We start from the raw sequence: 9,941 nt of genomic DNA, 5'->3' as shown, positions 1-9,941 counted from the left end.
AAAATATGGCTTAGACACCTCTATTTTCCCAGCAAAGAGCACCCTTTCATCTCTTTAACACGCCGCCACAGCCCCACCCCCATGAAATCTCCGGGCTAGCGGCTTGCCCCGGCCACCGCCTCCCCACGACCGGAGCGTCCTGGACGTATCCAGCTGGGGGGCCCGGGGGCCGAACGCGCCGGGAACCGTCTGCGGTCAGCGGGCGGTGCCGCCGCCCTGCACGCCCGCCGGCGGGCGGGGAGAGGCAAAATCAAAAGCAGGCACATGGACCTCGGCCCTGCGCTGGCCCCTGCGCGGCAGGGGCCAGCGATTCCGGCCATCAAAGACAGGCAGTTCCGCGGGCGGGATCAGCCTGGGGAAACAATCCCCCTTCGGTGGTTGACGCCTTCCTGGTCGACCTTGCGGTGGAAACGCATGCCGGCCTTGCCCCCCAGAATGGCTCCCAGAAGGGGGACAAGAACAGCAATGGCCAAGCCAATGATGCCGCTGGCCGTCAGCAGGCTGCCATCGACGGGTATTTGTGGCGCCCCGCCCAAGTTGCTGAGGACATTGAATTCATTCCCTGCAACCGCGGCGAGAATGGCCACCACAATGGCAATGACCAACCCCCACAGCCAGACGGCCAAACCTTGTTTGACACCATCAAAACGGGCCATGCGGCCAGCCACATATCCACCGCAGTAGTAGGCCAGCAGGAGAATGACAGCCAAGGCCACTGCGCCAGCGATTCCCAAGGTGTCGGCGTTCTCTGTGGCCTGGTCAACGGCATCCTGGGTGCTGGTGTTGTTGGCCGCGCCCAGGCCCAGGCCAATGGCGGTGGCCAGCGCGGACAAAAGCACTGTCATGCCAATGGCAGTGAGCCAACCAAAAAACGCCGAGCCCCATTTAATGCCACCAAAGCGTTCCTTTTCGGCGGCGACGACCTCATTGCGAAGACCCTTGGAGGTGCTGGCCCCGGAAACGCTGTTCTCATCCATAATGTGTCCTTTGCCCTTGGGGGAAGGCGCCTTGGCTGCAGGGGAGTTCTTGACGTTCCCCAGCTGGCACCGTTCCCCCAAGTGGTGGGAGTGGTTCTAGCGGGTGGTGCGGCCGTCCTCGTCAAGTTCGATTTGTTCCTTGCGGACGTCTTCGCTGACGGTCTGGTCGTCAACAACAGTTTCCGTGTCCAGACGGACACGCTCCACCGGCACGGTTTCCTTGTCCACCACGGGGCGTTCCTCATGGAGGATCACCTCATGTTCCTCTTCGCTCAGGGCCGGGCCGCTCAGGGCATCACCGGCATTGGCTTCGGTGATGGGCTCGCGTTCCAGGCGGACCTCCTCATGCTGCACCGGAACCGTGGTGGTGACATTTTCAGTGACCACGAACTTGCGCAGGCGTGCCCGTCCGGCTTCCTGCCGTTGCGTGCCCACATGCAGCTGCTCCTCTGAACGGGTCATGGCATCATCAGTGGTGGGACCGGAGGTGTCATGCCCCACCGTGCCCTGCGCCGTGCCGGCATCGTAGGCCTGGTTCGTGGAGGTGTCGTTGCTTGAGGTGTCCGCAAAGTTGCCGCGCCCCGTGGTGTCATCCTCAAAGCCCTGATCAAAGCCGGAGGAGAGCCCGTAGTAGCTGTAAAGCTGGTCCTGTTCGTCCACTTCCAAATGACCGTCGGGTGCTACGCGGGGGGCGTCCTTGACCTTGTCCTTGGTGTAGGGAATGACAATGTCGTCGCCCTGCTGGGTGGCATCCGCCAGGGGTGCAAAGGACTCGGAAGTCCCAAAAAGACCTGTCTTGACAGTCACCCAGCTCGGCTCCGAGGTTCGGTCGTCAAAATAAATCTGGCCAATGGAGCCGATCTTTCCTCCATCGCTGTCCAACACATTGCCGCCGCCGGATACCAGGGCGGACAGGTTATCGGTGTGAATCATGATGTTCTCCTTCTCGTACTCTTGATAAGGCTTCCATCTTGCTTAACCGGGCGGGGCCGTTGAAGCGGTTTCGGAACCAAATGGTCCCTGGATTCCTGGCTTGTGGCAGCTTCTGCCGAAGCCGGCCAAAGAGGGGTCACAGCCAAAAACCTCGCCCAAAACCCATGGAACACTCCTTGGATTCATAAATCAAGGGAAGCATCCGGAAATAAGCCGAGCGGAGCTAAATGGGCCGCATGAGTTTTGGATATAAGCCCCGCTTTATTTCGCTGGGGAAGTCCGCCGTCGTCATCGTGCATTGGCTTGGGCCCGTGCGCGGGGTATGCTAAAGCCGCAATTCAAACACGACAGGGGAGCGTCCACCCGGCCTGGGTAGCGGCGCTGAGAGTGCGGTTCACCGCAGACCCTCGAACCTGCTCCGGTTAGTACCGGCGAAGGGAGTCGAGTTCTCTTCGGCTGCGCGGAAAGTCCGCTGCTGCCGCCCCTCCTGAAAAGGAGGAACCATGGCCAAGTCATATGCAGGTGAAACTGCTCCGCAGCAAGACCAACTCAAGGCATCACGGGCCAAAAAATCGTGGCGGGTCGTTGACATCGTCATTGTCTCGGTGCTGGGCGTGGCGGTGGGGGTGATTTTCTGGCTGTGGTCGGTCGGTTACGGACTTATCAGCGCCGCCACCGTCGCCTTCCCGCCCATCTCCGCCCTGTACGGCGGCGGCTGGCTTATTGCCGGAGTGCTGGGCGGATTGGTGATCCGCAAGCCCGGAGCCGCGCTGTACTGCGAACTGATCGCAGCATCCGTGGAGGGGCTGCTGGGCACCCATTTCGGTTTCACCGTGCTGCTTTCGGGCCTGGTTCAAGGCTTGGGTGCGGAATTGGGCCTGGCCCTGTTCCGCTACCGCCGGTTCACCTTGCTTGTGGCCCTGGTGGCTGGGGCGCTCGCGGGCCTGGGGCTGGGGCTCAATGACAATTTTGTGTACAACGTGGAATGGGCGGCCGATTGGAAGGCCATCTACTTGGTCCTGGCGATGATTTCCGGGGCCTTGATTGCCGGCCTGGGTTCCTGGCTGGCAGTGCGCGGCCTGGCGCGGACGGGGGCGCTGGCCAATTTGCCCTCGCGCGGCGCCGCCACCGAGCGGGCCGTGTAGAGATGAAGAAACTCTCCGGGGGTGCCCATGTCATCGGCGCCCCCGCCGGCGTCAGTGCCCAAGGATGGGGGTGGCAGCATTCGGGCCGCGCCACGCCCGCCGTGCAGGGCCTGGATTTGGACATTGCACCCGGAGAGCGGGTGTTGCTGCTGGGGCCTTCCGGAGCTGGCAAGTCCACGCTTTTGCATGCCCTGGCAGGGGTCCTGGGCAATGACGAAGAGGCTGATGAACAGGGAAGGCTGCTCATTGACGGCCGTCCCGCAGCTCATTGCCGCGGGGTGGCCGGGCTTATGCAACAAGATCCGGACACGCAGGTGGTGCTCTCGCGCATTGGCGACGACGTGGCGTTTGGGGCCGAGAATCTGGCGGTGCCGCGTGCGGAAATTTGGCGGCGGGTGCCCGCTGCCCTGGAAGCCGTAGGACTTGCACTGCCGCTGGATCACCCCAGCTCCGCATTGTCCGGCGGCCAAAAGCAGCGCCTGGGTCTGGCCGGGATTTTGGCCATGCGCCCGGGATTGCTCCTGCTTGATGAACCCACCGCCAACCTCGATCCCGCCGGGGTGGTGGAAGTCCGTGATGCCGTGCGCCGCAGCTTGGATGAAAGCGGGGCCACCTTGGTGGTGGTGGAGCACCGCGTGCACGTGTGGCTGGATGTGGTGGACAGGGTGGTGGTGCTGGCGCCGACGCGGCTGGGGGAGCCTGGCGGGGTCTTGTTCGATGGCCCCCCGGCCGCCGTGATGGCCCAAAGCCGCACGCAATTGGCCGCTGCCGGGATCTGGGTGCCGGGCTACGTGCCCACCACCGTGCCCCGTGCCGCGGCAAGGGACGACGCCGGCAGGCAGCTGCTGTTGGCAGCGGAAAGTTTGGCGGTCTCCCGCACCAAGGGACGGAAGAGGCAGCCGGCGGTACCCGTCGCCGTCGTTCCTGCGGTGCAGGTGCTGGCCGGACAGGCTTTGAGCGTCACAGGTCCCAATGGGGCCGGAAAGTCCACGCTGGCTTTGACGCTGGCCGGGCTTTTGCCGCCGGCGGGGGGCCGGTTGGAGGCGCTGCCGGAGTTGGCCCGGGGGGCCGGGGCGGTGCCGCTGGCCTGGCGCGGACAGGAGCTGATCAGCAGGATCGGCACTGTTTTTCAGGAACCGGAGCATCAGTTTGTGACCCACAGTGTGCGGGAGGAGCTGTTGTTTGGGCCCAAGCTGCTGGGCCGTGGCAGCGGCATGGCTGATGAACTGCTGGCACGGCTGCGTTTGGAGCATGTTGCAGATGCCAACCCCTTCACGCTCTCTGGTGGTGAGAAGCGGAGATTGTCGGTGGCCACGGTGTTGGCGGCCAAACCGCAGGTGCTGGTCCTGGACGAGCCCACCTTTGGGCAGGACGCCAACACCTGGGCGGAGCTGGCCTCCTTGGTCAATGAACTCCTGGATGCCGGGACGGCCGTGGTGTCAGTGACCCACGATGCGGCCTTCAGCGCCGTCCTGGGCGGGAAGCAGTTGATCATTGGCGGACCCGCTGCAGCGGACGCCGGCGCTGTGTGCGCCGCCGCGGGGCAGGGGGCGCGCAAATGAGCGTGGACATAATTGCCACACCCCGGTCAACGGCCTGGTTGGCCCGCGCCAATCCCTTGGCAAAATTGGCTGCCGGCATGGCCGTCACAGTGGTCTTGCTGCTCAGCGTCGACTGGGTGTCGGCGCTGGTGGCCTTGGCTTTGGAATGCGCCCTGCTTCCGCTGGCCGGTTTGAGCATCCGCATGTTGGCCGTGCGCGGCTGGCCCATCCTGGTGGCGGCCGTGACAGGTGCCTGGGGAACTGCCTTGCTGGCACCCAAGACAGGAGAGCTGCTCCTCTCCTGGGGGCCTGTCATTATGAGCAGCGACTCGCTGCAGGCGGGCCTGGCCATTGGCCTGCGCGGGGTTGCGATCGCCCTGCCGGGGATTATGGTCTTGGCTTCCACCGACCCCACTGACCTGGCCGACGCCCTGGCGCAAAAGCTGCGCCTGCCGCACCGCTTCGTGCTGGGCGCCTTGGCCGCCATGCGGCTGGTGGGTCTGCTGATAGCTGAATGGCAAACCCTGGGCATGGCCCGGCGGGCCCGCGGCGTGGGGGCCGAACCTGGCTTGTTCAGTGGATTGAAGGCGCAGTTGGGGCAGGCCATGGCTCTGCTGGTCCAAGCCGTCCGGCGGGCGTCGAGGCTGGCGGTGACCATGGAAGCCAAGGGATTCGGCGCCGGGGAGCGCAGTTGGGCGCGGGAATCCACCTATTCCCAGGTGGACGCCACGGTGGTGGCGGCCGGCGTGCTGCTGGCCGCGGCCTCGGTGGGGGCCGCCGTGATGCTGGGAACATGGAACCCGGTGTGGAGGCTTGGTTGATCCCCCGCAGCCAACCCAGCGGGTAACGTGGAGGGAAGGACCAGGAGACAGGGAATTTTTTCCCATGACTGTCAGTTGACGTTTATCGCACCGAATGGTTATTGCGGCCACATTTCGGGCCGGGATGCCAAAAAGATCACAAAAAGTGCTTTAAATATGCATCCCATGATATAAATTAAGTTATGACTCAAGTGGCTGCAGAAACCGTCGGCAATCTGGTGCGGGATGCCCGCAATGGCAAGGGGTGGACCCAGGGCGAATTGGCAGGGCATCTGGGCACCAGTCAAAGCGCCGTGGCGCGGATGGAACAGGGCAAGCAAAATTTGAGCCTGAAAATGATCCAGCGCATGGAGTCCCTGCTGGAGGCCAATTTATTTAGTGTGGGCGCCACAGCCAAAAACACCGTCACTCACCTGCGGGTCCATGGCGGCCGCCAACTGTCCGGACGTGTGGAAGTCAACAGCAGCAAAAACGCCGGAGTGGCTTTGCTGTGTGCGAGTTTGTTGAACCGCGGCACCACCATCCTGCGCCGCCTGGCCCGCATTGAAGAGGTCAACCGCATTGTGGAGCTGCTCACCTCCATTGGGGTGGAATGCACCTGGCTCGAAGACAACGACCTGCAGATCCGCCGTCCGGCTGTGCTGAATCTGGCCGCCATGGACATTGCCGCGGCCAAGCGCACCCGCAGCGTCATTATGCTGTTGGGCCCGCTGCTGGATGAGGCGGACCCCTACCGCATCCCCTACGCCGGCGGCTGTGACCTGGGCACCCGCACGGTGGAGCCGCACATGCAGGCACTGCGGGAGTTTGGGCTCAATGTCAACGCCCATGACGGCTTTTACCAGGTGCAGGCCCCCCGAAGCGATGCTGAAGACCGGACCTTCGTGCTCACCGAGCGCGGTGACACCGTGACGGAAAACGCCATCATGGCCGCCGCGCACCGCGAAGGCACCACCGTGATTCGCAACGCCAGCCCCAATTACATGGTGCAGGATCTGTGTTTTTATTTGCAGGGACTCGGCATCAAGGTGGAGGGGGTGGGTTCCACCACACTGACCATCAAGGGCAAGCCGCGCATCGACGTCGACATAGAGTATGCCCCTTCCGAGGACCCCATCGAGGCCATGAGCCTGATTACTGCAGGGATAGTGACGCAGTCCGAGGTCACCGTGACCCGGGTGCCCATTGAGTTCATGGAGATTGAACTGAAGGTTCTGGAGCAGATGGGCTTCATGTACCGCAAGTCCGCCGAATACTTCGCCCGCAACGGCAAGACCCGGCTGGTGGACATCACCACGCTGCCGTCCACCCTGAAGGCGGCCCCGGACAAAATCCATCCCATGCCGTTCCCCGGCCTGAACATTGACAACCTGCCGTTCTTTGCCGTGATTGCCTCCTGCGCCCAGGGCACCACCTTGATCCATGATTGGGTGTACGAGAACCGGGCCATCTACCTGACCGAACTGAACCGCCTGGGCGCCGGGGTGCGGCTGCTGGACCCGCACCGCATTGACATCACCGGCCCCACCGCATGGCGTGCGGCTGAAATTGGCTGCCCTCCGGCGCTGCGCCCGGCCGCCTGCATTTTGCTGGCCATGCTGGCCGCCAAGGGCACCTCCGAATTGCGCAACATCTACGTCATTGAACGCGGCTATGAGGACCTTGCCGAGCGGCTGAACACCGTTGGTGCTGAAATTGAGTACTTTCAGGACTGAGCTGCGCGGTTCCCTGGACGACGCCGGTCCGCCGGCCGGTGGGTAGGCTGGGGGACATGTCCCCCTGGTCTCGCCGCGCAACGGCCCCTGACACTGCAGCTGCCGGCCCTTCCGCCGGGGACGGCCGGCCTTTGGTGCCGCTGGTGCTGGGGGAGCTGCTCGTTGAAGTGCTGCACCTCCCCGCCCGCCGGGCCAAGCGGCCCCCCAAGACGGTGGTGCAGTTCAGTGTGGGGCCCACCCGGACCCTGATGCAGCCGCAGGAAGTCCGTGCTCTGATCGCTGGAAAAGTGGGCATCATAGACTCCTGTGCCGGCGGCAGCGACGCCTTTCTCTGCGATGCCGCAGGCGTCGCTGCCATGGCCACGGCCGGGAAGCCGTCCGAGGCTGGAAAATGGATGGCTGTTTTCCCGCCGGAGGCCCTGGCCCTGGTGACAGGCCCCGCCATTGATGATCCGGCAGTGGTCATCAACGCTGCCGACAAGGCATTGCTGGAGCAGTGGCTGGCGGCGCTCGCGCCACGCTGACGGAAGTTACAGGGTCGCCAGCGCCTGAGCCAGATCGCCCTGCAGATCCGCCAAATCCTCCAGACCCACCGAAAGGCGCAAAAAACCGTCGCTGAGGCCAATGCTGGCCCGGCCCTCCGGACCCATGGCCCGGTGCGTGGTGGTGGCCGGGTGCGTGATGAGGGATTTGGCGTCGCCCAAATTGTTGGAAATGTCAATGATTTCCAAGGCGTTCAACAGGGCAAAGGCAGCATCCTTGCGGGTGCCGGAGGCAGGTTCAGCCAGTTCAAAGGTCAGCACCGTCCCCCCTGCCTTCATTTGCTTTTTGGCCAGCTGGTGCTGCGGATGCGAGGGCAAATAGGGATAAAGCACCTTTGACACCTGCGGCTGGGCCTGCAGGAATTCACCCAGTGCCAAGGCATTCCGGCAGGAGTGGCCGACCCGCAGGTTCATGGTCTCCAGACCCTTCAAAAGCACCCAGGCATTAAACGCCGACAACGAGGGCCCCGTGTGGCGCATGAGGTTCTTGACGGGCCCGTCAATGAATTCCCTGCTGCCCAGGATGGCCCCGCCCAGCACCCGGCCCTGGCCGTCAATGTGTTTGGTGCCCGAATAGACAATGATGTCCGCGCCAAAGTCTCCGCAACGCTGCAACAGCGGCGTGGCAAAAACGTTGTCGGCCACCACCTGCGCTCCGGCGGCGTGTGCCAAATCGCAGACAGCCTGCACATCAATGATTTCCTGCATGGGGTTGGACGGTGATTCAAAAAACACGGCTGTGGTGGGAACTGACAGGGCCTGCCGCCACTGCGCCAGATCGGGACCATCCACAAACACGGTCTCCACCCCCCACCGCGGCAGCAGTTCATTGAGGATTACAAAACACGAGCCGAACAGCGAGCGGGCCGCCACCACCCTGTCCCCGGCGCCCAGCAAGGCGCCCAGGGCGGTGAACACGGCCGACATGCCCGACGCCGTGGCAAAGCACGCCTCCTTGCCCTCCAGCAGACGCAGACGTTCCTGGAAGCCGGCGACCGTGGGGTTGCCGTAACGTGAGTAGACAAAGCGGTCCACTTCGCCGGTGAAGGCGGCTTCGGCGGCTTCGGCGGATTCGTAGACAAATCCGGAGTTCAGAAACAAGGCCTCCGAGGTTTCCTGGAAGTTGCTGCGGTCCAAGCCGCCACGCACGGCTTGGGTATCCTGTGCCCACGTGGCGGCTTGTGCATTGAAGTTGCTCACTAAAGATTCCTTATCCGTTTGGGGCCCATCATGGGTGGATCCGCCGTCGGCCCGCGGCCGCTGGGCTGGGGCGTGCGGGGACTTATTTCCAGGGCAGGCCGCGGTTTTTCCAACCATTGACCACACGGTCGCCATAGCCATCCTGCACGCCTTCAAAACCCTCCAGGATGTTGTAGGCGGTGTAACCGGCGTCGCTGGCGAGCTGGGCCGCGGCCAGGGAGCGAACCCCCGAGCGGCACAGCACCAACAGTTTTTTCTCCACTGGAACCGCCTCCGTCAGCTGCCGCAGAAAGTCCGCATTGGTGCTCCCGTCACCGGTATTCCATTCAATGAACACCACATCGGCCGTGCGGCTGGAGAGGTCGGGGACGCCAATGTGCTGCCATTCCCCACTCGTGCGCACATCAAGGAGCACGCTGTCAGCATCCAGCAGTTCCCACGCGGCCTGGGGGCTGAGATCCCCTGCGCGGCTCACGCGGTTTCCCCGCCGGCGTCGTGCGCAGATTCAAGGCCATCCACGGCCGAGGTCACGGCGGCATCGGCAAGGGCAATGGCGTGGGGTAGAACAACTGCCTGGGCGCAGATGACCTGGCCGGCATTGCCCGTCACGGCCGGGCTGCCGTGCAGCACATATCCCTGCGCCAGGGCGGCGGAGATGCGCTCGCAAAAGGACCTGTCATCGGGGCCGGTGATGAGCCTGTAACTTAGGGGGGATTCGTCCGCGGACATGGTGACTCCTCAAGTGCAGCTGGCACGCAGCAAGCGGGAATTGGTGCCGAGGCGCGGGCCTTGATGTGCTCTCGCGTCGCAGGGTGGATCACGCTTGCAAACGGTCAGCCACGGGTAGCTGGGTTTGCCGAGTATTCACCTGAGGCACCCCGCCGGAAAGAGGGTTGCCGGCCAGCAAGTCAGGGCTTGGCGCTGGCACTCGTTACTCACCTTGAAAGTAACACAACCGCCCGCCGTGACGGCAGCTGGGACGCTTTTATAGCGCCAGGTTACATCAGGGCAATGGTGGCCACGGCAAAGCATGCACGTCAATATGCGCCCACCCCGCAAACCACCTC

10 protein-coding genes and 2 riboswitches are annotated in these 9,941 nt (G+C 63.7%); of the genes, 5 read left to right on the top strand and 5 right to left on the bottom strand.

Going from position 1 to position 9,941, the window contains the following annotated elements; all coding sequences use genetic code 11:
- Positions 1-347: 347 nt before the first annotated feature.
- On the bottom strand, positions 348-977 hold the full coding sequence (locus tag ACFUCV_RS10045) for a hypothetical protein (protein ID WP_380815156.1): 630 nt from the start codon (positions 975-977) through the stop codon (positions 348-350).
- A 96-nt stretch (positions 978-1,073) separates the two neighbouring features.
- Entirely contained in the window at positions 1,074-1,910 is an 837-nt protein-coding gene (locus ACFUCV_RS10040; RefSeq protein WP_380815154.1) for a DUF2382 domain-containing protein, read from the bottom strand.
- 339 nt (positions 1,911-2,249) lie between these two features.
- Positions 2,250-2,367, top strand: a riboswitch (TPP riboswitch).
- A 46-nt stretch (positions 2,368-2,413) separates the two neighbouring features.
- On the opposite strand from ACFUCV_RS10040, the gene ACFUCV_RS10035 reads away from it, so the two are divergent.
- The 5 genes from ACFUCV_RS10035 (at position 2,414) to ACFUCV_RS10015 (ending at position 7,656) form a co-directional block, all read left to right on the top strand.
- A complete protein-coding gene (locus ACFUCV_RS10035; protein ID WP_380815152.1) occupies positions 2,414-3,055 on the top strand; it encodes an ECF transporter S component in 642 nt (213 codons plus the stop codon).
- 2 nt (positions 3,056-3,057) lie between these two features.
- Positions 3,058-4,617, top strand: coding sequence for an ABC transporter ATP-binding protein (locus ACFUCV_RS10030; protein ID WP_380815150.1), 1,560 nt, complete (start codon positions 3,058-3,060; stop codon positions 4,615-4,617).
- A complete protein-coding gene (locus ACFUCV_RS10025) occupies positions 4,614-5,417 on the top strand; it encodes an energy-coupling factor transporter transmembrane component T family protein (protein WP_380815148.1) in 804 nt (267 codons plus the stop codon). The genes ACFUCV_RS10030 and ACFUCV_RS10025 overlap by 4 nt, the downstream gene beginning before the upstream one ends.
- A 182-nt stretch (positions 5,418-5,599) precedes the next feature.
- Positions 5,600-7,132: a UDP-N-acetylglucosamine 1-carboxyvinyltransferase gene (locus ACFUCV_RS10020; RefSeq protein ID WP_380815146.1), complete on the top strand. Its 1,533-nt coding sequence runs from the start codon at positions 5,600-5,602 to the stop codon at positions 7,130-7,132.
- 56 nt (positions 7,133-7,188) lie between these two features.
- Entirely contained in the window at positions 7,189-7,656 is a 468-nt protein-coding gene (locus ACFUCV_RS10015) for a hypothetical protein (RefSeq protein WP_380815145.1), read from the top strand.
- Between the two features lie 6 nt (positions 7,657-7,662).
- On the opposite strand, the gene ACFUCV_RS10010 is transcribed toward ACFUCV_RS10015, so the two are convergent.
- The 3 genes from ACFUCV_RS10010 to ACFUCV_RS10000 form a co-directional block, all read right to left on the bottom strand.
- Positions 7,663-8,874 (bottom strand): O-succinylhomoserine sulfhydrylase, encoded by a 1,212-nt coding sequence (locus ACFUCV_RS10010; RefSeq protein ID WP_380815143.1) that lies wholly within the window; start codon positions 8,872-8,874, stop codon positions 7,663-7,665.
- Between the two features lie 82 nt (positions 8,875-8,956).
- Positions 8,957-9,349 (bottom strand): rhodanese-like domain-containing protein, encoded by a 393-nt coding sequence (locus tag ACFUCV_RS10005; RefSeq protein ID WP_380815141.1) that lies wholly within the window; start codon positions 9,347-9,349, stop codon positions 8,957-8,959.
- Entirely contained in the window at positions 9,346-9,603 is a 258-nt protein-coding gene (locus ACFUCV_RS10000; protein WP_380815139.1) for a DUF1737 domain-containing protein, read from the bottom strand. Before ACFUCV_RS10000 ends, ACFUCV_RS10005 begins: the two co-directional genes overlap by 4 nt.
- Before the next feature lie 85 nt (positions 9,604-9,688).
- A riboswitch (SAM riboswitch) is annotated at positions 9,689-9,810 on the bottom strand.
- Positions 9,811-9,941: the final 131 nt, after the last annotated feature.

It is taken from the genome of Specibacter sp. NPDC057265, from assembly GCF_042668835.1.
In the GTDB taxonomy this organism is placed as follows: domain Bacteria; phylum Actinomycetota; class Actinomycetes; order Actinomycetales; family Micrococcaceae; genus Specibacter.
Note: the sequence above shows the minus strand (reverse complement) of the source record. Positions and strands in the feature narration are given on the sequence as shown.